The organism is Methylobacterium sp. EM32, from assembly GCF_040593685.1.
In the GTDB taxonomy this organism is placed as follows: domain Bacteria; phylum Pseudomonadota; class Alphaproteobacteria; order Rhizobiales; family Beijerinckiaceae; genus Methylobacterium.
Map to the genome: position 1 here is coordinate 24,972 of NZ_JBEXZS010000140.1, position 22,336 is coordinate 47,307.

The window sequence follows — 22,336 nt, forward strand, 5'->3', positions numbered from 1 at the left end:
CCCGGAATCCAGACGCTCAGGTCATGCAGAACGAAGCGGAACGCTCTCCGCATGTTTCTGAACCATCAGCGGTTCTGGATTCCGGGCTCCGCTTCGCGGCCCCGGAATGACCCGGAGAGTGTCAGGCCGGTAGCGGCTAATCAAACAGGCTCTGCGAACGTTGATCGAGGGAGAAGCGAATGAGTGTGCGCGACGCCTATTGGTGGCAGGCCGCGCCCCTGGCGACGCTGCCGCAGGTGCCGGTCGCCCCGACCTGCGACGTGGTGGTGGTCGGAGCGGGCTATACCGGGCTGTCGGCGGCGATCACGCTCGCGCGGGCCGGGCGCTCGGTCCAGGTCTTCGACCGCCAGCATCCCGGCGAGGGCGCCTCGACCCGCAACGGCGGCATCACCAGCGGCAACCTGCGCCTCAGCCGCGCCGAGATGGTGCGCCGCTTCGGCGAGGCGCGGGCCGACGCGGTCCTGGCCGAGGCCAAGGCGGCGCGGGAGGACCTCTACTCCTTCATCGCGCGCGAGGGCATCGATTGCGACTTCAAGCTGACCGGCCGCTTCGCCGGCGCGGCGACGCCGGAGGATTACGACGGGCTCGCCCGTGAGGCCGAGCACCTGCAGCGCAATCTCGGCATCGACGCCCACCCGGTGTCGCGCGCCGACCAGCGCCAGTATATCGGCACCGATTACTACCACGGCGGCAATGTCCGGATGGATATCGGCGGCCTTCACCCGGGGAAATTCCATGCCGGGATGCTGCGCCTCGCGCGGGAGGCGGGCGCCACGATCCACGGCGAGACGGCGGTGCTCGGCATCCGGCAGGAGGGCGACGGCCACGCGGTGGAGACGGCGCGGGGACATGTGCGGGCCGGCCACGTCATCGTCGGCACCAACGGCTACACCGACGCCGCGGATCGCTGGCTGCGCCGCCGGATGGTCCCGGTCCGCAGCCGCATCATCGCGACCGCGCCACTCTCGCCGAACCTGATGGGCGAGTTGATGCCGCCGCGGATGATGTACACCGAGACGCGGCGGCTGCATTACTATTACCGACCCTCGCCCGACGGCACCCGGATCCTGTTCGGCGGCCGCGACGGCACGATCGCCGGCGACCCGGACTGGCCGACCGACAACCTGCGGCGGGCGCTCGCCGACATCTTCCCGGCCCTGGACGGGGTCGACATCGCCCAGAGCTGGTACGGCTACGTCGCGATGAACCGCGACATGATCCCCCGGATCTTCACCCGGCGGGGCGTGCGCTACGCCGCGGGCTATTGCGGCTCCGGCGTGGTCTGGGCGCGCTGGGCCGGCCAGAAGGCGGCCCTCCAGGTCCTGGGCGATCAGGCCGGTGTCTCGGCCCTCGACTTCCGGGCGCCCGGTTTCGTGCCGCTGATGAACGGTACCGCCTGGTTCATGCCGGGGGTGTTCGCGTGGCTCAGCCTGCGCGACCGCCTCGCCGCCCGGCGGACGGCGCGGCGGAGCGCGTGAGCGGGGATTGATTCCGACGTTGCGTCACGCGAAGGACGGGCGCGAGACCGGGAGAAGAACGAGATGGATCCGACGTCGCTCGAGCCGCTGGGTCCGCGGGACGCTCTCGACGGAACCCTCGACACCGTCGCGATGGGGGAGCGCGTCCGCAGCCTGCGCCTGCGGGCCGGCCTGTCGACCGCGGAACTCGCGATCCGGGCGGGATTGTCGGCCGGCGTGATCAGCCAGATCGAGCGGGGCCTCGGCAATCCGAGCCTCAAGACCCTGGAGCGCCTGCGCGTCGCGCTCGGGGTGTCGCTGATGACGCTCATCGAGGGGACACCGGCCCGCAATGCCGATCCGTCCTTCGTCCGCCGCCTCACCGCCCGGCCCCACCTCACCGTCGGTCCGCTGGCGATCGACAAGGCGATCCTCTCGCCCGCGGCGACGGAGGGCCTGCGCCTGCTGCTCGTCACCATGCCGGTGGGGAGCCGGATCGACGAGATGCTGCGCGAAGAGGGGCAGAAGGCCGGACTGGTGCTGCGCGGACGGATCTGCCTCACGGTCGACGACGAGGGCTGTGTCCTCAACGAGGGCGACAGCTTCCAGTTCTCCGCCGCCCTGCCGCACGTCCTCTGGAACGACGGCCCGCGACCGGCGGAAATCGTCTGGATCATGGCCGGGCCGACCTTCGCGACGCCGGCGTGACCGGATGATCTTGCGTCGTTCGTGAGAACAGCAATGGCCGTCCGCATTGAACCCCTCGATGTCATCCCGGGGCCGCGTAGCGGAACCCGGGATCCATAACCGCTGACGGTGCAGGATGAAGCGGACCACTGGCCGCCTTGCCCAGCGTCGTCAGCGGTTATGGATCCCGGGTTCTCGTCTTCGACGAGCCCCGGGATGACGTTGAGAGATGCCGGGCTGTGTGCAGATCGATCGGCGCAACCGCTCAAACATGATCTCAGGATGAGGTTGTGGGTAGGATCGAAGAATTGTCTTTGGTGCGGTCCTCGCAATTCGAACAAGCTCTGAGTAGACGCCCTGGATTGACATGCAGGGTGTCTACTCTGTGGGGTCCATTCATGGTCACTCCGTCGACCGAGAGCATCCGCATTGCCCCGACGATGACCAGCGCCAACCGATAGGAGGAGGGCCACGCCGGCAGCCTCCGTGTGACCGTCCGCAGGCGCGAGGCCCGTGACGCGAATCTCCGTCCGCCATATCCGCTCCCCCACCGCGTCCCGGATCTCCGCGGGCTTTCAGCGAATCCACTCTTCCATTTCGCCGGTTGAACGATATTCTCCACTGTAAACGTCCTGGAACACACGGGACGAGGACGGGCGGGGAACGGCGGGAAGCGGGCGGCATGATCCAGGCGGGCGAGCGGACGGAAGCGGCGGAGGCCGTGCAGCAGGACACGCCGCCGCAGGAGCGCCCGATGGGTCCGACGGCGGAGGCGTGGACGGACGACGTCGCCACGCCGGGGCTCCTGCGGCGGATGGCGGCCCTGCTCGACCGCGACGGGCGCGAGGTCGCAGAGCGGACCGTCCTTCCCCGCGGCTGGCATGTCGGCCTCTTTCCCACCGGCCTGGCGCAATCGGCCCTGCGGCCGGACGGCTATGCCGGGCCGGGCGTGGCGCTGCCGGATCTCGGCCTGCCCCGGGTGATGCTGGGCGGAAGACGGGCTGCTTATGCCGGCGACATCCCCCTCGGGGCGACCGTCAGGCGCCGGACCACGATCGAGAGCGTCACGGAGAAGACCGGCCGCAGCGGCGGCATCGCCGTCGTGACGGTCCTCCACGCCCTCAGCGTCGGCGGGCGCGAGGTCGTTACGGAGCGCGAGGATTACATCCTGCGGCAGGCGGCCCCGCCCCACCCTGAGCCCGCCGCCCCGCGAGAGGAGATCCGGCCGCCGCGGCCCTGCGACGTCGCGCGCACGCTCGTGCCCGACGAGACGCTGCTGTTCCGCTTCTGCGCCGTCACCTTCAACGCCCACCGCATCCACTACGACGCGCCCTACGCCACCGGCCGCGAGGGCTACCCGGCCCTCGTGGTCAACGGCGCCCTCACGGCGCTCCTCGCCCTGGAACTCGTCCGGGAGGCCGCCGGACGCGAGCCCGCCGCCTTCGGCTACCGCACCCTCGCGCCGCTCCATGCCGGGCGACCGATGCACCTGAAGGCGCGGCAGGAGGCCGGCGAGTGGCGGGCCTGGGCCGAGGACGAGACCGGGACGGTCGCCCTCGAGGCCACCTTCCGATGAGCGGGCCCTCCCCTGCCGCCCGGCCGCTCGCCGGCATCCGGGTCATCGATCTCACCAGCGTCGTGGTCGGCCCGGCCTGCACGCTGCGGCTCGCCGATTTCGGCGCCGAGGTGATCAAGATCGAGCCGTCCGGCGGCGACATGCTCCGCTGCCTCGGCGGCCCCTCCCCGGGCGGGCGCCATGCCGGCTCGTACCTCCACCTGAACCGCGGCAAGCGGGCGTTGGGCCTCGACCTCAAGGCCCCGGCCGCCCGCGCGCTGCTGGAGCGCCTGATCGGGGCCAGCGACGTCCTCGTCGCCAACATGCGCCCGGAGGCGCTGGCCCGGCTCGGCCTCGACGCGGCAAGCCTGCGGGAGCGGTTCCCGCGGCTCGTCCACTGCACGATCACGGGCTTCGGTCCCGGCGGGCCCTATCGCGGCCGCCCGGCCTATGACAGCGTGGTACAGGGCGTCTCCGGCATCGCCGGCCTCTCCGACCGGCGCGACGGCCGCCCGCTCTACGTGCCGCTGCTCCTCGCCGACCACGTCACCGGCGAGATTGCCGCCGCGGCGATCCTCGCCGCCCTCGTCGGCCGGGAGCGGACCGGGGACGGCGCCACCCTCGAAGTGCCGATGCACGAGACCATGGCGGCCTTCGTGCTGCAGGAGCATCTCGGGCCGCGGAGCTTCGACCCGCCGCTCGGCCCGGCCGGCGACGCCCGCGTGCTCAATCCGGAGAACCGGCCGCTCGCCACGGCCGACGGCTGGATCAGCCTGACGGCCAATTCCGACGCGCAGGTCCACGCCTTCCTGCGCGCGGTCGGGCGCCCGGAGCTGATCGACGACCCGCGGCTCGCCACCGTCGCCGACCGGTTCCGCAATGTCGACCTGTGGTTCCGCATCCGGGCCGAGGCGCTGGCGGCGCGGACGACCGCCGAGTGGCTCGCGGTCTTCGCCGCGGCCGACGTGCCGGCCATGCCCTGCCACAGCCTCGAGTCGCTCGAGCACGATCCCCACCTCGCCGCGGTCGGGCTGATCGGCACGGATGCGCACCCGACCGAGGGCAGGGTGCGCACCATCCGGCCGACGATCCTGCACGACGGCGCACCCGCTCCTGCCGGCCGCCCGGCGCCCCCGCCGGGTTTCGACACCCGCACCATCTTGCGCGAGCTCGGCCTGACCGAGGCGGAGACCGACGCGCTGATCGCCGCCGGGGCCGCCTTCGAGGCCGGAGCCGGCTGAGCAAGACCACGGCCCGACGGCGAACACGCCGCGGGCTTCGAGAGACAGGGAGGAGACGCCACGATGACAGGGTTACGATGGAAGGGCCTTTCGATGGGGCTCGCGGCGGCGTGCCTCGCCGCCGGCCTCGCCCCTTCGGCGCGCGCCGCCGAGCAGGGTCCGGTGAAGATCGGGGTCCTCGTCGATCTGGAGGGCACCTACGCCGATATCGGGGGCTTAGGCGCCGTCGAGGCGGTCAGGATGGCGGTCGAGGATGTCGGCGGCAGCGTCCTCGGGCAGCCGATCGAGGTGGTCTCGGCCGGCGGGCAGAACAAGGCGGACGTCGCCGCCTCGATCGCCCGGCAATGGTACGATTCGGGCGTCGACGTCATCACCGACCTGCCCTCCTCCGCGATGGCGCTCGCGGTGATGAACCTCGCCAACGAGAAGAAGAAAATCGCCCTCGTCACCAGCGCCGGCTCCTCCGACATCACCGGCAGGTTCTGCTCGCCCTACACGGCGCACTGGACCTGGGACACCTACGCGATGGCGAAGGGCACCGGTTCGGGCGTGGTCGCCCAGGGCGGCACGGACTGGTACTTCCTCACCGCCGACTACGTGTTCGGCCAGGCGCTGGAGCGCGACACCGCCGCGGTGGTGAAGGCGAGCGGCGGGCGCGTCCTCGGCGCGGTGCGCGCGCCGCTCAACACGCAGGACTTCTCCTCCTTCCTGCTCCAGGCACAAGCCTCGAAGGCGAAGATCCTGGGCCTCGCCAATGGCGGCACCGACACGACGAACGCGATCAAGCAGGCGCGGGAATTCGGCCTCACCGACTCGATGCAGCTCGTCGCGCTGATCGCCTTCCTCAGCGACGTCCACTCGCTCGGCCTCAAGGTGGCGCAGGGCCTGCTCCTGACGGAGGCCTTCTACTGGGACCAGGACGAGGCGACGCGGGCGTGGTCGCGCCGCTTCTTCGCCCGGATGAAGCGCATGCCGAGCATGACCCAGGCCGGCGCCTATAGCGGCGCCCTGCACTACCTCAAGGCGGTGAAGGCGGCCGGCAGCAAGGATCCGGACGCCGTGATGGCACAGATGCGCCGCACCCCGATCGAGGACTTCATGACCCATGGCGGACGCTTGCGCGCCGACGGGCGGGTGATCCGCGACATGTACCTGTTCCAGGCCAAGACCCCGGCGGAATCGACGGGCGAGTGGGACCTCTACAAGCTCGTGCGCCGCATCCCCGGCGACGAGGCGTTCCGTCCGCTCAATGAGGGCGGCTGCCCGCTGGTGCGCACCGAGAAGGAGACCCGCCCGTGAAGCGCTTCGCCGTCACCGAATTCGGCCGCCCGCTCTGCGCGTTGGTCGAGGACGATCCGGCACCGAGCGGCAGCGAGGTCCTGCTCGACCTCGAACGCTGCGGCGTCTGCCACACCGACCTGCACCTGCGCGAGGGCCATTACGACCTCGGCGGCGGGCGGCGCCTCAGCCTCGCCGACCGCGGGGTAACGCCGCCGGTGACCCTCGGCCACGAGATCCTCGGCCGCATCGCCGCCGCGGGACCCGAGGCGGGCGATGTCGGGATCGGCCGGCGCGTCCTCGTCTTCCCGTGGATCGGCTGCGGCAGCTGCCACCGCTGCATGGCCGGCGAGGAGAACCTGTGCGCAACTGGCCGCTGCCTCGGCGTGCACCGGCCGGGCGGCTTTGCCGAGAAGGTCGTGGTCCCCCATCCCCGCTACCTGATCGATGTCGAGGGTCTCGACCCCTCCGCCGCCGCGACCCTCGCCTGTTCGGGGCTGACCGCCTACTCGGCGTTGCGCAAGGTCGGGGGCGATCCGGCCCGGGACTGGCTGCTGCTGATCGGCGCCGGCGGCCTCGGGCAGAGCGCGCTCCGCCTCGCGCGGGCGCTCGGCCACGCCCGCATCGCAATCGCCGACACGGCGCCGGACAAGCGCGCCCGGGCCCAGGCGCTCGGCGCCGACCTCGTCCTCGATCCGGCCGATCCTGAGGCGCGCACGGCTCTGCTCGGCCTCGAGACCGGGCTCGCGGCGGCGATCGATTTCGTTGGCAACGCGGAGACGACGCGCTTTGCCATCGATACATTGCGGCGCGGCGGCCGTTCGATCACCGTCGGCATGTTCGGCGGCGAGATCACGCTGTCGCTGCCGCTCCTGCCGCTGCGCGCCCTGACGCTGACGGGCTCCTATGTCGGCAATCTCGGCGAGTTGCGCGACCTCGTCGCCCTCGTGCGAGAGCACGGCCTGACCCTCGTCGAGACCGAAACGATCCCCCTCGCCGAGGCGGAGGAGGCGATGCGGCGGCTCGAGGCCGGGGCGGTGGCCGGCCGCTTGGTCCTGGCGAACCGGAGCTGACGCGGTGCGCCGGTCCCGGGTGGTGCGTTCGCCCGGGAGTCAGATGTTGAGCATCGGACTCTGCCGCATCATACGGTTTCCGCTCGATTCACTCAGGTATAGATCGAGCGCGCCTCCCCTCTCCCGTGTGGGAGAGGGGTCGGGGGTGAGGGTGCTACGGTTCCGTGTGAAGCACTTAGCGTAGAGCTGCCAGCACCACGCTGAGCGTTCTACACTGAAGCGTGTCACCCTCACCCCTACCCCTCTCCCACACCTTGCAGCGATACCGGGCAAGCCCGGCATCGCCTGGAGAGGGGATCCCGCGCTATACTTGGTTGGGAACAGATCAGGCGGAAACTGTATCAGCCGTCCTCCCCGACGAACTCCTCCCCCACGAACTCCTCCCGCATCGGCGTGAACACGTCGGTCAGCGCCCCGGCCTCGACCGCGACGGCGGAGTGGACCGCGCCGGAGGGAACGAGGAAACTGTCGCCGGCGACGAGGCGGGCGGTCTCGCCCGCGATGGTGATGTCGAACACGCCCCGCTCCACCAGCGTGCATTGCACGTGGGGATGCGTGTGCGCCGGGCCGACCGCGCCGGCCTCGAAGGCGACCCGCACCAGCATCACGCCGTCGTCGTAGGCGAGCACCTGCCGGCGCACGCCCTCCCCCGCCGGCTCCCAAGGAACCTCCGCCCCCCGGGTGAAGACCTGTCCGCGCCGTCCCATCCGCTTCTCCTACTTCACGAAACCCATGCTGCGGGGCAGCCACAGGGTGATCTCCGGCACGAAGGCGATCAGCACCAGGCAGACGAGCAGCAGGAGCAGGTACTTGCCGATCGGCCGCACTGTCTCCTCGAGCGAGACGCCGCCGACCGCGCAGGCGGTGTAGAGGCCGAGGCCCAGAGGCGGCGCGAACAGGCCGAGCCCCATCGCGATGATGAGCACGATGCCGTAATGCAGCGGCGCGATGCCGAAGCCCTGCGCCACCGGCAGGAGCAGCGGCCCGAAGATGATCAGGGCCGGCGCACCCTCGAGCGCCGCCCCCATCACCACGAGGAGCGCGATCGAGACGAGCAGGAAGATCCAGGCGCCGCCGCCGTGGCTCAACGCGATCATCGCGTCGGCGAGCGCGTGCGGGACCTGGTTGATGGTGAGCGAGAACGCGATGGTCTGCGAGGCCGCGACCACGAACAGGATCATGCCGGCGAGCGTCGCCGAGCGCACGAACAGGTCGGCCAGTGCCCGGAACGACAGCTCGCGGAAGCAGACGATCCCGGCCGCGATTGCGTAGACCACCGCGAAGGCGCCGATCTCGGTGGCGGTGGCGAAGCCCGAGCGGTAGCCGCCGAAGATGATGACGATCACCCCGAGGCTGACCGCGCTCGACCACAGGAGATGGCGCAGGCTGTGATGCGAGCGCTCGACCGGGGCCGGGCGCATGCGCGCCGAGAACACCACCACACCGGCGATGAGGGCGGCGGCCATCAGAAGCGCCGGCAGGATGCCGGCGGCGAACAGCCCGCCGATCGAGATGTTCGCGACGTAGCCGAGGATGATGAGGTTGATGCAGGGCGGGATCGTCTCCGCCATGATGGCGCTGGCGGCGAGAAGCGCCACGCCTTCGCGCGGGTCCTGGCCGGAGCGGCGCATCGCCGGCACGGTCACGGTGCCGACCGCGGTGACGTCCGCGAGCTTCGAGCCGGAGATGCCGGAAAAGAGCACCATGGCGAGGATCGTCACGATGCCAAGCCCGCCCCTGCGCTCGCCGATGCCCCGGCGCAGCAGCTCGATCAGCCGCACCGACATTCCGTTCACCTCCATGGCGAGGCCGGTCAGCACGAAGAACGGGATCGCGAGCAGCACGAAATTGTCGATGCCGCTCGAGGCCTGCTGGGCGAAGACCGCCGGGTCGATGCCGCCGTCGGCGGCGAGGAAGGCGAGCGCGCCGACCGAGAGCGAGAAGGCGATCGGGATGCCCGATCCCAGCGCCAGGGCGAAGCCGAGGAGCAGGAGCGCCAGCGGGCTTGGGGATGCATCGGGGAGAAGGATCGTCCAGGCGGCGACGAAGCCGACGATCCCGGTGAGTGCGAGCGCGGCGAGGCCGACGTCCCGCCCGCGCAGGGCCGCGAGCCGCGCGGCGATGAACACCGCCATGCAGGCCCCGCCGACCACCATCGGGTAGATGAACAGGTTCTGCGGCAGGCCGAACGGCGTGACCTGGGTCGCCGCGGTCGCCGCGTAGGACAGGGCGCAGGCGGCGAGCGCGAGCGCGACGCCGAGCTCGACGAGGAGGCCAGCGGCCTCCATCACGGCGCTGACCGCCGGCGGCACCGCGTCACGCACGATGCGGATGCCGACATGGCGCCCATGCGCCACCGCCGCCGCACCCCCGAGGAAGGCCACGACGATGAGCAGCATGCGGGCGACCTCGTCGGCCCATTCGAGCGAGTCGCCGTGGACGAAGCGCCACAGGACGGCGGCCGCCACCACCCCGAGGTCGGCGAGCAGCGCAAGGGCCGCCAGCGTCTGCACGGCGCGCAAGAGACTCGCGACGATCGCGGCCGGCAGGGGGACGCGGGCCGCGACAGTGGTCGGGCCGGTCTCGACGAGCATGGGGTGGCTCCTCAGGCCTGGGTGATGGCGGCGAGGATCGGCTTCGTTGCCGGGTAGGACTTGGCGAACTCGTCCCAGAGCGGCGTCACCAGGGTGCGGAAGGCGGCGCGGTCGCAGTCGTGGATGCCGACGCCGTTGCCCTTCAGGGTCGCGAGCGCTTTGGCCTCGATCGCGGCGGCTTGGCCGCGCTGGAACGCCGTTGCCTCCGCGGCCGACGCCAGGAACGCGTCACGATGCTCGGCCGGCACCTTGTTGAAGGCTCGGTTGCCGATGACGATGGTCTGCGGGTTGCAGATGTGCCGAGTCAACGTGACGTGCTTCGCCACCTCGTAGGCCTTGATCGCGAGGATCGTCGGCGCGTCGTGCTCCATCCCGTCGATCACCCCGGTCTGGAGCGCGGTGTAGACCTCGCCGAGCGACATCGGGGTCGGCGAGGCGCCCATGGCGCGCAGGGTCGCGACGAAGTTCGCGACCGGCAGGACGCGGATCTTCTTGCCCTTCATGGCGGCCGGAGTCTCGGCGGCCTCCCGCACCGTCACGTTGCGGCCGCCCAGGCTGTAGCCCCAGCTCAGCACCTTCACGCCGATCCGGTCGGAGAAGATCCGGTCGAGCTGCTGGCCCGCCGGCCCGTCGAGGATCGGCCCTGCGCTCTCCATGGTGGGGAACAGGTAGCCGAGGTCGAGGACGCCGATCTCCGGCGCCAGCGTCGACCAGATCGAGGAGCCGGAGATCATCATGTCGACGACGCCGAGCTTCACCGAGCCGACGACGTCCGATTCCTTGCCGAGCTGGTTGTCGGGAAAGTAGCGCACCTGCACCGCGTCGCCGGTCTTGGCCTTCAGGCTCGCGGCAAAGCGGTCGTACCAGAGCCAATGGGCCGAGTTCGGATCGGCCGGCAGCGAGGAGGAGAGCCTCAAGGTGACGGGCGCGGCGCGCGCCGGCCCCGCGCGCAGGAGGGCGGCGGCGGGCAGCGCGCCGAGGCCGAGCGCGACGGCGCGGCGGGTAAGGCGACCTTGGGTCATGGTTTCCTCCGCAGAAACCGGCGCCCTTCTGGTGGGGCGTCCGACTTGTATGGTAGTGTATGCATATCGCGCGGAGGCTGTGAAGCGGAATGATCGAAGTGACGACAGGCTCTGCGGCGGAGCGGGTGGAGGCGTCGCTCAGGCGCTCGATCATCGCGCTCGACGTGCTGCCGGGCACGCGGCTGTCGGAGCAGGAGATCGCCGTCCGCCACGGCGTATCGCGCCAGCCGGTGCGCGAGGCCTTCATCGGGCTCTCCCGCACCCGCCTCGTGGAGGTGCGCCCGCAGCGCGGGACGGTGGTGACCAAGATCTCGGTCCCGCGGCTGATGCAGGCGCGCTTCGTGCGCGAGGCGATCGAGACGGCCGTGGTGCGGCGCGCCTGCGAGACGTTCGATCCCACGAGCCGGCGGCGGATCGACGACCTCGTCGCGCTGCAGGCGGAGCGGGCGGCGGCCGGCGACCATGCGGGCTTCCAGCGCGCCGATACGCTGTTCCACGCGGCCCTCGCGGAGGGGGCGGGCTGCGCGCTGGCCTGGGAGTCGGTCCAGGACGTGAAGGCGCATCTCGACCGCGCCTGCCAGCTCACCCTGGCCGATCCCGCCACGATGCTGCCCCTGGTGGAGCAGCACCGGGCGATCCTCGCCGGCCTCGACGCCCGCGATCCGGAGGCGGCCACGGAGGCGATGCGCCATCACCTGTGGGAGATCGTGCGCGCCCTGCCGCGGGCCGAGGCGCGCTACCCGGACCTGTTCGAGTAGGCGCCGCCCCCTCGCCGCGGCCGGTCGAGCGACGTCTCCGTGCCCAGCAGCGCCGTGAGCTCGCGGGCGCTCTTCGCGGCGGCCGCGGCGCAGCGCATCGCGCAGCGATAGCCCGCGAGGTCGTTCTCGGTCAGCCGCTCGGCGGCGGCCGCGAAGAACGTGGCCGCAAGCTCCATGCATTCGGCCGCGCAATGCCGGATCATCTCCGGGGTCCCGTGCGCGGGGCCGGCCGCTGCCTCGTCCATCGCTCTCCCATCCCAGACGGTCACGGCCTAGGACCGCGCGCCCGGTGGTCCCCGTCCACCTCCTGGAACGTCGCCGCTCTCCGCGCAACGGCGTCGTCGCGCCGCGCCGCCGGGCTCGCTCAGGCGACCAGCGTCGTGAGGGCGTAGGCCCCCGCCCCGATCAGGGAAGCGGCCGGCAGGGTCAGCACCCAGGCCACCACGATGTCGCTCGCCACGCCCCAGCGCACCGCCGAGGTGCGCCGCGCCGCGCCGACCCCGACGATCGCCCCGGTGATGGTGTGGGTGGTCGAGACCGGTACGCCGAGCCAGGTCGCTCCGAACAGGGTGAGCGCCCCGCCGGTCTCGGCGCAGAAGCCCTGCATCGGCGTGAGCCGGGTGATGCGCGAGCCCATCGTGTGCACGATCCGCCAGCCGCCCAGCAGCGTGCCGGCGGCCATCGCGGCCTGGCACGACAGCACCACCCAGAGCGGCACGTGGAACTCGGAGCCCAGATGGCCCTGGCTGAACAGCAGCACCGCGATGATGCCCATCGTCTTCTGGGCGTCGTTGCCGCCGTGTCCGAGGCTGTAGAGCGAGGCGGAGACGAATTGCAGCATCCGGAACCGGCGGTCGACCGTGAACGGCGTCGAGCGGACGCAGAGCCACGACACGACGAGGACGAGCAGCAGCGCGAGGGCGAAGCCGAGCAGCGGCGAGAGCACGATGGCGGCTGCCGTCTTACCGAGGCCGCCCCAGACCACCGCCTGCCAGCCGGCCTTGGCGAGCCCCGCCCCGACGAGGCCGCCGACCAGCGCGTGCGAGCTGCTCGACGGGATGCCGAGCACCCAGGTCAGGACGTTCCACACGATGGCGCCGGTGAGCGCGCCGAAGATCACCCGGGCATCGACCAGGCTGGCATCGACGATGCCGGTGCCGAGGGTCTGGGCGACGTGCAGGCCGAAGAACAGGAAGGCGATGAAGTTGAAGAACGCCGCCCACATCACCGCGTATTGCGGCCGCAGCACCCGCGTCGAGACGATGGTGGCGATCGAGTTGGCGGCGTCGTGCAGGCCGTTGAGGAAGTCGAACAGCAGCGCGATGGCGATCAGGCCGGCGAGCACCGGCAGCGAGAGAGCGGCCTCCACGATCGGCGCTCCTACACGTTCTCGATGACGATGGCGCTGATCTCGTTGGCGACGTCCTCGAACCGGTCGACCACGTCCTCGAGATGGCCGAGGATCTCGCTGCCGACGATGTAGGCCATCGGATCATTGCGCCCGCTGGCGTGGTAGAGCGCCTTGAGGCCCTGCTCGTGCAGGGCGTCGGAGCGTCCCTCGACCTCGATCACCCGCTCGGTGAGGGAAGAGAGCCGCGTCGAGTGCTTGCCGAGGGACGCGAGCAGCGGCACCGCCTCGGCAGTGAGCCGGGCCGCCTCCAGCACCGTGCCGCCCATCTCGCGCATCACCGGATCGAAGGTCCTCACCTCGAACAGCGTGATGGTCTTGGCGGTGCGGTTCATCTGGTCGATGGCATCGTCCATCGACTGGATCAGGTCCTTGATGTCGCCGCGGTCGAACGGCGTGATGAAGCTGCGGCGCACCGCCTCCAGCACCTCACGGGCGATCCCGTCGGCCTCCTGCTCGCGCTCGGCGATGATCCGGCAGAAGTGCGGCACGTCCTCGCCGCCCTTCAGCAGCTCTTCCAGCGCCTCGGCGCCGGCGACCAGCGTGCGGGCATGCCGCTCGAAGAGGTCGAAGAAGCGATCCTCCCTGGGCATCAGCGCCCGGAACCAGCCCAGCATATCCCGCGCGCCCCGCTGTCGGTCGAACCTCCTGGGTGATCTGGAAGCCGGCTAAGGTCCAGCAAGGGGGTGGTGGCGCGGTTCTCGTCCGACGCGATGGGCCGCCGCCCCGGGGGCGGGATGCATGGGCGGGCTCGGCCGGGGTTCGGGCCCTCGGCCGCGCACCGGAATGAAAGCCTGTTTGACCGGTCGGCAGTATCTTATCCCACCCGCAACCTCATCCTGAGGTGCTGCGTAGCAGCCTCGAAGGAGGCCTCCAGATCACGCTCAGATCTCTGGAGGCCTCCTTCGAGGCTCCCTCCGGTCGCACCTCAGGATGAGGTCGTGGGTGGGAGAGGAAAGTGTCCCTTGCTGCTGGCCTCGCAAATCAAACAGGCTTTGATGGTCACACGTCCACCCGCAGACCCACAGCCGCGCCCCGGCGCCAGAGGGCCATGCTGGCGAACACGCCGTCCCGGCGGATCAGCGCATGGACCAGAGCCGCGCCGAGATGCGCCAGGACGACGCCGAACAGCGCGTAGGCCAGGACGCCGTGGAGCGCGCGCAGCCAGGCATAGGCGGTCGGGCTGTGCGGCAGGATCGGCGGCAGCACGAGCGGCCCGGCGAGGGCGACCGGATAGCGCGCCGCCGACAGCATCGCCCAGCCGACGAGCGGCATGGCCAGCATGAGCCCGTAGAGCGCGACGTGCGAGGCATGCGCGGCCCACCGCTGCCACGCGGGCAGGTCCGCCGGCAGGGGCGGCGGCGGATGGCGCCAGCGATTCGCGAGCCGCATGACGAGGAGGAGCAGGATCAGCAGGCCGAGCGGACGATGCACCGCGACCAGCACGTGGTAATCGGCCAGCGAGGTTACCATCGCCACGCCGATCAGCAGCATGGCGAGGATCGCCGCCGCCATGCTCCAGTGGAGCAGGCGCGCGAGCAGGTTGAAGCGTGGCAGGTCGCTCACAGGCCGGCTCCTCGGACAGGTGTCGCCGCGACGGCGCTCGGGCTCTTCGCCTCGCCGGCACGCCGCGTGAAGGAACGGGAATAGGCGGCCGAACGGGCGCTCAGCAGCGGATCGTCGGAGGGCGCGATCCCGTCGGGCAGGACGAGCGGGTCGAAATTGACGTCCCGGCAATTGCCCTCCGCCTCGGGCTCCGCTCCGTCGAGGGTGAGCGTGCCCAGATCGACGCGCTCGCGGTCGGGAGGCCAGGGCTGGGTCGCGTCCGCGACCGGATCGCCTGCCCGCCCGAGCGTCGCGACGAGGTGCCAGCGCAGGGGTCCCTGCCGGAGCTGCGCGGCGAGATCGTCGAACAGGAAGTTCTTGTCCGTCCGCGCGGCCCTCGCGGCGGTTTCCGGCGCGGCCTGCCGCTCGGGCTCGACGGCCCATCGCACCGGCGTCGCCCGACCGTCGGCGGCCACGAACCGGAAGGCGTTGAGGCTCCAGTAGGTACTGTCGCCAAACTTGGTGGTGATCGTGCGCGCCTTGATCAGGGCGGCGGCCTTCGCGCTTTCCGGATGCGCCGCGAAGAAGGCCTTCAGGCGCTCCGGGTCGGGCTTGCCGGTCGCCGGATCGGGCTTGGCGGCGAGGAGCTGCTCGTAGAATGCTTCGGGCGTGCGCACCGGGAAGACCGGGATGTCGTTCATGCCGGTGCGCCACTCCTCGCCGTCCGGCAGCCGGAAGCGCAGGGCGAGGCTGCGCACCGTGGCCTCCGCATCCGCCGCGTAGGGCTGCCCGCCCGCCAGCGCCACCCGTCCCTCGACGGGCGTCACCCGCCCCGAGGCGAACAGGCTCGCCTTCGAGAGCCTGGCCCCGGCGCCGCTGGCGGCAAAGCTGCCCGCCACGCACAGGCCCTTGGCATGGTTGCGCCGGAAGCCGGGATGCGGGCCGTTCACCTGCTCGAACCGGTCGACGATGCGGGCGGGCGTCAGCGCGCCCGGCGACAGCCAGCCGCCCGCATAGGCGAAGGTGCCGGCACTTCCGGCCAGCACCGCCCCGATGGCGGAAAGCCGCAACAGCAGGGCGCGTGGGGTCGTGCCCGCGGGTGCCCCGGTCAGGTCGTGCAGCAGGGTCATGGCGGCCTCAGGTGTTCGTCGCGGTCGTGCGGCGGATCTCGTTGGCGAGGGGATGCAGGCCGGCCAGGTCGGCCGGTCCCACGAGGCTGTAGCCGAGCCCGTCCTTGGCCCAGGCGTAGCCGGCGACGGAGCCGGTCGTGTGCTCGCGCATCGGCGCGTCGCCCGGCTCGGCCATCGGGCGGATCAGCATGACGAGACGCGTGCCGCGCGGGTCGTCGTACATCAGCAGGCCCGCGGGACCCTGTGCCGTCGCGACGAGGCGCCCGCCCATCAGGCGGTAGCCGGCCGGGCTCAGGTCCGGCACGCCGACCCGGCGCGCGAGCCGGGCGGAGAACCAGCGGGCGATCTCGTCCCTGTCGGCGCCGGCGAGTTCGACCGGCCGGATCCGGTCCGGCGCATAGACGGCGAAGCTCGCGCTCGCCTCTTGCGCCAGGGCCTCGACGCCGGCCGGGCTCGGCGCGAGCGCGCCGTGCAGGGCCCAGCCGCCGAGGCCGCCGAGCGCGAGGAGCACGGAAGCGGCCGCGGCGTACTGGGCCGGCACCCATCGGGCCGGCACCCATTGGGTCGGCCCCCTTGGGCTTCGCCGCGCCGCAGCGATGTGCGCCAGATTGAGCCGGGCCGGGACCGGCTCGACCGCTACGGGGGCGAAGGCGGCGCGCAGGTCGCCGCCGAGGCGTCGCAGGCGCTCGACGCGGGCGCGCGCGTCGGGGTTGCCGGCGAGATAGGCCTCGACCTCGGGCCGGCGGGCCGGGTCGAGCCGGTCGTCGACGAGGGCTTGCAGGTCGTCCTCGTGGATCGGGCGCGCGGTCACTTCACCCTCCTGAGCAGCGGGCGCCTGGTGGGAACGGCGTCGGTCTCGCCGTCCATGAGCCGGATCACCCGGTCGCGGGCGCGGGAGAGGCGCGACATCACGGTGCCGGTCGGGATGGCGAGCACCTGGGCGGTCTCGGCGTAGGACAGCCCCTCCACGGTGACGAGCAGCAGCACGCTGCGCTGCTCCTCGGGCAGCGCGTCGAGGGCCGCCATCAGGTCGCGGTGGCGCAAGGCCTCGTCCTGGCTCGGGGCGACCGACAGGCTCGCCTCCGGCGCGTCCTCGACGGGCAGGTGCGGCCCGCGCCGCGCGCGCCGGCGCATCTGGCTGACCGCGAGGTTGTGCAGGATCGCGTAGAGCCAGGGGCGGGCATCGCCGTCGGATCGCCGCTGGTGCCACTGGCTCACCGCGCGTTCCAGGCAGTCCTGGACGAGGTCGTCGGCGTCGGCGGGGTCGCGCAGGAGAGCCCGGGCGTAGCGGCGCAGGGCCGGGATCAAAGGCTCGACGAGCTGCATCATGTCGCTCACGGCCAGCCTCCCGACATGCGCGCACTCCTTGTCCGTCACGGGCCGCCCTACAACGGGGCGGCGGCCCGACCCGGACAGAGACGCCGCCCCGCGCGACTTATTCCTTCGGGCCGCGGAATTTTTTCGCAGTGCCGCCGAGGCCGCAACCGCGGTCGGCCGCGTTGCTTGACGCCGCGGGTCGGGGCGCGATCAGAACACGGCGTGGTCGCCGCGCTCGGCCTCGGCCTCGCCCCGGAGCAGGCGCGCGTAGTAGTCGAACAGTGTCTCGGATCCGGTGCCGGGCGTCGCTAGCGCGTCGTACCGGCCCGAGGCGGGGTCCAGGACGAGCATCGATTCCGTGGCGTAGTAGCGCCCGATCCGCGCGAGCTCGGCCTTGTCGGCCAAGGCGGGGACCACGCGGCCGGACGCGGACAGCCCCCGGACGATGACGTCCAGCAGGCCCACCGGCACGTGCCGGAAGCGCGGGGGGCGGCCGAGCAGCGCGAACAGGGCCTCGCCCTGCGCCCTCGGCGTGATCGCCGCGCCCGGTCCGCCGATCGGGAGCACGCGGTTGCGCCGCTCGGGCTCCTCGACGCAGGCGGCGAGGTAGCGGGCGAGGTCGTCGTCGCTGATCGGCTTGCAGGCGGTGAGCGTGCCGTCGCCGAACAGGAGCCACGGCCTGCCCCGCCGGACGCGCTCGACTTGGCCCGAGAGCGACTTGAAGAAGGCTGTCGGCCGGACGATCGTGTAGTCGAGCCCTGAGGCGATCAGGGCGTGCTCGAAGGCCAGCTTGGCCTGCTGGAACGCGAGCAGCGGCTTCTGCACGCAGATGGCCGAGAGCAGGACCATGTGCCCGATGCCGGAGGCCCGGGCCGCGTCCAGCAGCCCCAGATGGGCGTCGTGGTCGATCGCCCAGGCGTCGCGCGGGTGCCCGGTGCGCGAGGCGAGGCACGAGACGAGGGTGTCGAAGCGCTCGCCGCGCAGGCCGTCCCGCATCAGCGAGGCGGGATCGGTCACGGTGCCGAACCGGATGGTGGCGCCCGGGGGCAGCCGGAGGGACGCGGCGCCATCCGACCCGGGCGACCGGCCGGGCCGGGACCGGACGAAGCAGACCACGTCGTGGCCGAGCGCCACGAGGGCCCGCGCCGTCGCGCGGCCGATCGTGCCCGTCGCGCCGACAAGGAAGACCCGCTGCCCGCGACGGCCGGAGGATGCTGGCGCCATGGTTCTCCCCGAGGTTCGTTCGCGCGAGCATAGCGCCCTCCGGCACCGCCGTGGGATCCCACGTCCCTTGGACCAAGTCCCTGGCATCAGGCGGCGAGCAGCGGGAACGTGACTCCGAGGATCCACGCGAAGGCGACCGCCCGGGTAAGCCCGCCGATGGCTCGAACAGGGTGGCGGCGTGTGCCGGCGAGTCCGATCGCCGACGGCGCCACCCGCATCCCGGTCCGCTCCACGTCCGGGCGGGAACCACCGCGCGAGCGGCCGGATCGGGACCGGAAGCGGCCGGCCGCCGGACGAAGCACCGGCGCGCCGTGAGTCGGCCGCTCCGCTCCCGGCCTTGACCGGAGAAACCAGAACTGAGATGGTTCTATTATGGCAGCAAACAGCCTCCTTGCGAGCGCCGTTCAGGCGCTCTGTGTCGTCGCATGGCGGGGCGCTGAGGGCGCGAACGCGGAGCTGCTCGCCAAGAGCCTCGACACCAACCCGGTCGTCGTGCGGCGCATTCTCAAGGCCCTCGAACGGGGCGGCCTCGTCCGGTTGCGCTCCGGGCGGAACGGCGGGGTCGAGCTCGCGCGGGCACCGGCCGACATCTCCCTGGAAGACATCCATCGCGCGATCGAACCGGACGGGGCGTTGTTCGCGCTGCGCGCGCGCGGCAATCCCCGCTGTCCCGTCCAGGCGACGGTGACGCGCGCGCTGCCGCCGGTGTTCCAGGCCGCCGACGAGGCCGTGGCGGGCGTGCTGCGCCGGACCACGCTCGCCGCCCTCGCGCACCAGATACCTCCACCGAACTGACACGGCCCGGGGCACTAAGCAGAGTTGCACAGGGCAACTCTGCTTAGTTCCTTGTTTTTGCGTCATTTTCGTCGCCGAACCGGTGACCGCTTCGGCGAATGTTGCTTAGGCCGCGCCCGCGCTGCAAACAAAACATACCTTGTTACGTATCAGGAAACCGACCGTGAGTGTCCTGCCCTCCGCATCCACCGCGCCGGACGACCGGACGCCCGACCGCCACGCAGGCTCAGTGGAGGGTCGAGGCGCGGAGGCGGACCGCGCGGTCCGCCCCAACCAGGTGCTGGCGATCGTCAGCCTCGGCATCGTCCTGGCCAATCTCGACCTGTTCATCGTCAACGTCGCCCTGCCCGACATCGCGCGCGATTTTGCCGGCAGCGGCCTCGACCGGCTGTCCTGGATCCTGAACGGCTACGCCATCGTCTATGCCGCCCTCCTGGTCTTCTTCGGGCGGCTCGCCGAGCGCTACCGGCGCGACCGGAGCTTCCTCCTCGGCGTCGCGCTGTTCACCTTCGCCTCGGCCGCCTGCGCGGCGGCCCCCAGCGTCGAGGCGCTGGTGGCGTTCCGCCTCGTCCAGGCTGCGGGCGCCGCGCTGATGACGCCGACCTCCCTCGGATTGCTGCTCGCGACCTTCCCGCCGGAGGGGCGCGGCGGCGCCGTCCGGTTCTGGACCGCGATCGGCGGGTTCGCGGCGGCGCTCGGGCCGGTGGTCGGTGGCCTCCTCGTCGCCTGGAGCTGGCGCTGGATCTTTCTCGTCAACCTGCCGATCGGGCTCCTCGCGCTCGTCGTCGGGCTCTGGAAGCTGCCGGCGGTCCCGGGCCACGCGATCCTCAGGCCCCGGGTCTGGGGCGCCCTCCTCGTGACCCTCGGGGTCGGCATCCTGACCTACGGCATCATGAAATCCCCGGAATGGGGATGGAGCTCGGGCCCGCTGGCCCTCACGCTCGGGACGGCGCTGGTGCTGTTCGGGCTGTTCGTGCGCGACTGCCTGCGCTCCACGAACCCGCTCGTCGACCTGTCGCTCTTCCGCATCCGCGCCTTCACGGGATCGGCCCTGATCCTGGTGCCGTTCTCGATCGCGTTCGGCGCGATGCTGCTGTCGATCGCCCTGTGGCTGCAGGACGGCTGGGGCTGGTCGGGCCTGAAGGCCGGCCTCGCGATCGCGCCGGGACCGTTCGTCGTGCCGCTGACCTCCCTGTTCCTCGCCGGCCGCCTGATCGCGCGGCTGGGGCCCGCCCCGGTGGTCGCGCTTGGCGTCGTCTCCTTCGCGGCGTGCTTCGGCTGGTGGGCCGCGATGGTGGGCCCGGAACCGAGCATGGCCGTCGCCGTCGTCGGCATGCTGCTCTCGGGGCTCGGGGTCGGGCTCACCGTTCCGACGCTGATGGGCGCCGGGCTGGCGACGTTGCCGGCCTCGTCGTTCGCGACCGGATCGGGCATCCTCAACATGGTCCGGCAGACCGCGATCGCGCTCGGTGTCGCGATCCTCGTGGCCGTCATCGGCGGTCCGGATACGGTGTCCGGGCGGTTGGCGGCCTACGAGCACGCGTGGTGGCTGATGGGGGCGGTCGCTCTCGCGGGCCTCATCCCCCTGCCCCTCCTGAGGAGGCGCACGCAGGGGCGGGCGTGACCCCGCGAACCGTGTGCACCCGACGATGGCCTGCGGACCGAGAGCCTCGTTCCGGGACCGGGAAGCGGGACGGCATCGACGGCCGTCCCGACGTTACGGTCGTCGCTCCGGCGGCCAAGCGCCCTGCGGCGGACCCGTCCAGGTACGATCCCGCCTCGGGGTACGACATCCGGCGTAAGGCCTCATGACGAGGACGGACGACGGCTCGTTTGCCAGATTATCCCGAAGTAAATGCCCTTAACATAACTTTCCAGAACAGGGTTTTTGCGCTACGTCTGCCAAATGGCTCGTCGCGTAACATATCAGATCTTTGACATGCCGGATGGACGATTTTCCGTCACGGTGACCATCGAGCCGGACAAGACGATGGTCCGCACAGGCTTCGCGAGCCAGGCCGAAGCGGATGCATGGGTCGAGGACTTGCGGGAAATCATGGCGGCTCTCGGTGCACCGGTCGCCCTTGCCTTCCCGGACTATCCCGGATCGCTGCCCTTGAACGAGGTGCTGGCCTTCATCCGCAAGGCCCCCACCGACGCCGAATAGCCGCCCCCAGCCTGTCGCCGATCTGCTCCGCGCCGACGCCTTTCTCCCGGGAGGGGCTCGTCCCCATCGGGGCGTCGGTGGTCATTCGGCCGCCGCCGTGAGCACGGTCCGGAGTTGCGCGTCCAGGTCGTCCGCGACGACGTCGACCTCCGGCGTCCCGAACTGTCCGAAGGTGGTGGCCGGACTGTCGTACTCGAACGCGACACCACCGTCGGCATCCTCGCGCAGAAGCACCCGGATCGGCGCGTACAAGGCGGCCGAGAGGGCGTGCCGGGTCATCCGCGCGCCCGTCAGCGGGTTGCCGATGTCGTACTGGATGGCCTTGCGGGCCAGCCCGGCGGTCAGGAGCAGGCCGCCATGATCCCGGAAGCCGAAGATCGAGAGCGGCGCCTGCCGTGCGAGGAGGTCGCGCGCCTCGTCCACCTTTTGCTCCAGCAGAAGCGTCGCATAGGCGTGATCGAGGGGAGGCACCGAAGCCTCCAGGGCGGACCGCACCGCCTCGAACGACTTGAGCGAGCGGAGCGTCACGTGCTCGATCGTCACCGTGGTCGAGGACACCTGCGCATTCATGGGATCGACTCCGTGGTTCTCGACCGCTGGGAAGACGCCGGTTGCCTGTCGTGAGTGGTACGGTGCCAGGGCCCCCGCCCGGCGCGTCCGCTCGCGCGCGACGCGGTGGCGGATCGCCGGAGGACCCCGGACGCATCCCCTTGCTCAGGCGCCGACGAGCTTCGTGTTGGCGACCGGCAGCGACCGGATCCGCTGCCCGGTCAGAGCCGCGACGGCGTTGAGGATCGCGGGCGGCACCCCCGGCAGCCCGGGCTCGCCGACGCCGCCCATCGGGGCGCCGCTCTCGACGATCCGGACATGGACCGCCGGCATGTGCTCGCGGCGCAGGATCGGGTAGGTGTCGAAGTTCTGCGACTGGCGCAGGCCGTCGCGGTAGACGATCTGCTCGAACAGCACCGAGGAGGTGCCGAGCGCCGCCGCCGACTCGACCTGCGCCGTTACGATCGCCGGGTTGACGACCGAGCCCGGATCGAAGGCGATCCAGAGGTTGTGCACCCGCGCCTCGCCGTCCGCGA

Annotated in this window: 23 protein-coding genes; 10 read left to right on the forward strand and 13 right to left on the reverse strand. The window is 71.5% G+C overall.

Annotated elements, in window-relative coordinates:
* Nucleotides 1-179: 179 nt before the first annotated feature.
* The 6 genes from ABZT49_RS18395 to ABZT49_RS18420 all read left to right on the forward strand — a co-directional run bounded on the left by ABZT49_RS18395 (nucleotide 180) and on the right by ABZT49_RS18420 (nucleotide 7,291).
* Entirely contained in the window at nucleotides 180-1,478 is a 1,299-nt protein-coding gene (locus tag ABZT49_RS18395; protein WP_355287831.1) for an FAD-binding oxidoreductase, read from the forward strand.
* A 63-nt stretch (nucleotides 1,479-1,541) separates the two neighbouring features.
* Nucleotides 1,542-2,165: a cupin domain-containing protein gene (locus ABZT49_RS18400; RefSeq protein ID WP_355287833.1), complete on the forward strand. Its 624-nt coding sequence runs from the start codon at nucleotides 1,542-1,544 to the stop codon at nucleotides 2,163-2,165.
* A 661-nt stretch (nucleotides 2,166-2,826) separates the two neighbouring features.
* Nucleotides 2,827-3,720 carry a MaoC family dehydratase N-terminal domain-containing protein gene (locus ABZT49_RS18405; RefSeq protein ID WP_355287835.1) on the forward strand — a complete coding sequence of 298 codons (894 nt, stop codon included), beginning with the start codon at nucleotides 2,827-2,829 and terminating at the stop codon, nucleotides 3,718-3,720.
* Nucleotides 3,717-4,940 (forward strand): CoA transferase, encoded by a 1,224-nt coding sequence (locus ABZT49_RS18410; protein ID WP_355287837.1) that lies wholly within the window; start codon nucleotides 3,717-3,719, stop codon nucleotides 4,938-4,940. The genes ABZT49_RS18405 and ABZT49_RS18410 overlap by 4 nt, the downstream gene beginning before the upstream one ends.
* A 63-nt stretch (nucleotides 4,941-5,003) precedes the next feature.
* A complete protein-coding gene (locus ABZT49_RS18415; RefSeq protein WP_355287839.1) occupies nucleotides 5,004-6,239 on the forward strand; it encodes an ABC transporter substrate-binding protein in 1,236 nt (411 codons plus the stop codon).
* Nucleotides 6,236-7,291, forward strand: a complete 1,056-nt coding sequence (locus ABZT49_RS18420) for an alcohol dehydrogenase (RefSeq protein ID WP_355287841.1) — start codon at nucleotides 6,236-6,238, stop codon at nucleotides 7,289-7,291. Before ABZT49_RS18415 ends, ABZT49_RS18420 begins: the two co-directional genes overlap by 4 nt.
* A 341-nt stretch (nucleotides 7,292-7,632) precedes the next feature.
* Here ABZT49_RS18420 and ABZT49_RS18425 read toward each other — a convergent pair whose 3' ends face one another.
* The 3 genes from ABZT49_RS18425 to ABZT49_RS18435 are packed head-to-tail and all read right to left on the reverse strand — an operon-like array spanning nucleotide 7,633 to nucleotide 10,907.
* Nucleotides 7,633-7,998, reverse strand: coding sequence for a cupin domain-containing protein (locus ABZT49_RS18425; RefSeq protein ID WP_355287842.1), 366 nt, complete (start codon nucleotides 7,996-7,998; stop codon nucleotides 7,633-7,635).
* A 9-nt stretch (nucleotides 7,999-8,007) separates the two neighbouring features.
* Nucleotides 8,008-9,885, reverse strand: coding sequence for a TRAP transporter large permease subunit (locus tag ABZT49_RS18430; RefSeq protein WP_355287844.1), 1,878 nt, complete (start codon nucleotides 9,883-9,885; stop codon nucleotides 8,008-8,010).
* An 11-nt stretch (nucleotides 9,886-9,896) separates the two neighbouring features.
* A complete protein-coding gene (locus tag ABZT49_RS18435) occupies nucleotides 9,897-10,907 on the reverse strand; it encodes a TRAP transporter substrate-binding protein (protein ID WP_355287846.1) in 1,011 nt (336 codons plus the stop codon).
* Between the two features lie 89 nt (nucleotides 10,908-10,996).
* Between ABZT49_RS18435 and ABZT49_RS18440 the strand changes: the two genes are divergently transcribed.
* Entirely contained in the window at nucleotides 10,997-11,665 is a 669-nt protein-coding gene (locus tag ABZT49_RS18440) for a GntR family transcriptional regulator (protein WP_355287847.1), read from the forward strand.
* Here the strand turns inward: ABZT49_RS18440 and ABZT49_RS18445 are convergent.
* From ABZT49_RS18445 to ABZT49_RS18480, 8 genes are all read right to left on the reverse strand, one after another.
* A complete protein-coding gene (locus tag ABZT49_RS18445) occupies nucleotides 11,644-11,910 on the reverse strand; it encodes a hypothetical protein (protein ID WP_355287849.1) in 267 nt (88 codons plus the stop codon). The genes ABZT49_RS18440 and ABZT49_RS18445 overlap by 22 nt on opposite strands.
* Nucleotides 11,911-12,029: 119 nt before the next feature.
* On the reverse strand, nucleotides 12,030-13,034 hold the full coding sequence (locus tag ABZT49_RS18450) for an inorganic phosphate transporter (RefSeq protein WP_355287851.1): 1,005 nt from the start codon (nucleotides 13,032-13,034) through the stop codon (nucleotides 12,030-12,032).
* Between the two features lie 11 nt (nucleotides 13,035-13,045).
* Nucleotides 13,046-13,690 (reverse strand): DUF47 domain-containing protein, encoded by a 645-nt coding sequence (locus tag ABZT49_RS18455; RefSeq protein WP_355287853.1) that lies wholly within the window; start codon nucleotides 13,688-13,690, stop codon nucleotides 13,046-13,048.
* Nucleotides 13,691-14,075: 385 nt separating this feature from the next.
* On the reverse strand, nucleotides 14,076-14,639 hold the full coding sequence (locus tag ABZT49_RS18460; protein WP_355287855.1) for a cytochrome b/b6 domain-containing protein: 564 nt from the start codon (nucleotides 14,637-14,639) through the stop codon (nucleotides 14,076-14,078).
* Nucleotides 14,636-15,748, reverse strand: coding sequence for a catalase family peroxidase (locus ABZT49_RS18465; RefSeq protein WP_355287856.1), 1,113 nt, complete (start codon nucleotides 15,746-15,748; stop codon nucleotides 14,636-14,638). Before ABZT49_RS18465 ends, ABZT49_RS18460 begins: the two co-directional genes overlap by 4 nt.
* A gap of 7 nt (nucleotides 15,749-15,755) precedes the next feature.
* Nucleotides 15,756-16,559 carry an anti-sigma factor gene (locus ABZT49_RS18470; protein WP_355287858.1) on the reverse strand — a complete coding sequence of 268 codons (804 nt, stop codon included), beginning with the start codon at nucleotides 16,557-16,559 and terminating at the stop codon, nucleotides 15,756-15,758.
* Entirely contained in the window at nucleotides 16,556-17,086 is a 531-nt protein-coding gene (locus tag ABZT49_RS18475) for an RNA polymerase sigma factor (RefSeq protein WP_355287860.1), read from the reverse strand. Before ABZT49_RS18475 ends, ABZT49_RS18470 begins: the two co-directional genes overlap by 4 nt.
* A 189-nt stretch (nucleotides 17,087-17,275) precedes the next feature.
* Nucleotides 17,276-18,289: an NAD(P)H-binding protein gene (locus tag ABZT49_RS18480; RefSeq protein ID WP_355287862.1), complete on the reverse strand. Its 1,014-nt coding sequence runs from the start codon at nucleotides 18,287-18,289 to the stop codon at nucleotides 17,276-17,278.
* Nucleotides 18,290-18,661: 372 nt separating this feature from the next.
* Between ABZT49_RS18480 and ABZT49_RS18485 the strand changes: the two genes are divergently transcribed.
* The 3 genes from ABZT49_RS18485 to ABZT49_RS18495 all read left to right on the forward strand — a co-directional run bounded on the left by ABZT49_RS18485 (nucleotide 18,662) and on the right by ABZT49_RS18495 (nucleotide 21,251).
* Nucleotides 18,662-19,084, forward strand: coding sequence for an Rrf2 family transcriptional regulator (locus ABZT49_RS18485; protein ID WP_355287863.1), 423 nt, complete (start codon nucleotides 18,662-18,664; stop codon nucleotides 19,082-19,084).
* Between the two features lie 163 nt (nucleotides 19,085-19,247).
* Complete coding sequence (locus ABZT49_RS18490) at nucleotides 19,248-20,708, forward strand: DHA2 family efflux MFS transporter permease subunit (protein WP_355287865.1); 1,461 nt, start codon at nucleotides 19,248-19,250, stop codon at nucleotides 20,706-20,708.
* A 342-nt stretch (nucleotides 20,709-21,050) separates the two neighbouring features.
* On the forward strand, nucleotides 21,051-21,251 hold the full coding sequence (locus tag ABZT49_RS18495) for a hypothetical protein (RefSeq protein ID WP_355287866.1): 201 nt from the start codon (nucleotides 21,051-21,053) through the stop codon (nucleotides 21,249-21,251).
* A gap of 81 nt (nucleotides 21,252-21,332) precedes the next feature.
* Here ABZT49_RS18495 and ABZT49_RS18500 read toward each other — a convergent pair whose 3' ends face one another.
* A complete protein-coding gene (locus tag ABZT49_RS18500) occupies nucleotides 21,333-21,821 on the reverse strand; it encodes a DUF302 domain-containing protein (RefSeq protein ID WP_355287868.1) in 489 nt (162 codons plus the stop codon).
* Nucleotides 21,822-21,965: 144 nt separating this feature from the next.
* Nucleotides 21,966-22,336, reverse strand: a 371-nt coding sequence (locus ABZT49_RS18505; protein WP_355287870.1) for a molybdopterin cofactor-binding domain-containing protein, incomplete at its 5' end; no start/stop codon positions are given.